At 69.0% G+C, this 378-nt stretch carries 1 protein-coding gene; it reads right to left on the bottom strand.

Annotated elements, in window-relative coordinates; genetic code table 11:
* A partial coding sequence (locus G6021_RS16685) for a transposase (protein WP_182641778.1) occupies positions 1–378 on the bottom strand: 378 nt, incomplete at both ends.

Here is a 378-nt window from a genome sequence, read left to right as displayed (position 1 = left end):
ACCCGCATCCCGTCTGGCCACTTGGCCAGCATCCTTGGGCTGAGGAACCCGGTCAGCTCGGCGACCTCGGCTCCGTCTCGGATATCACCGCCAGGGTTGAGCGCCGGCCCCCATGCTTCCTCGGGGCAGGTCGCGATGGCTCGGCGAATCGGGGCAGTGATGGAGAATCCGACCGAGTACTCCACCCGTCGACCACGGACGCGGCTTCGCTCGGTGACCCAGTTCAGCAGGTCGTGGGAGGCGCCGGCGCTGTCGGAGCGGATCAGCACCTCACGCCGGTGAGCCGCGGGGATCTGCGCGATTGCCTGGCCCAGGACGTCGATGTGGTCGGCAGCGGTGTTGGAGCCAGCATTGCCCGGGCGCAAGCTCGCGGCGAGA

Origin of the sequence: Dietzia sp. CW19 (assembly GCF_014145265.1) — a bacterium.
In the GTDB taxonomy this organism is placed as follows: Bacteria; Actinomycetota; Actinomycetes; order Mycobacteriales; family Mycobacteriaceae; genus Dietzia; species Dietzia natronolimnaea.
This window is presented reverse-complemented; position numbering and strand designations above follow the sequence as displayed.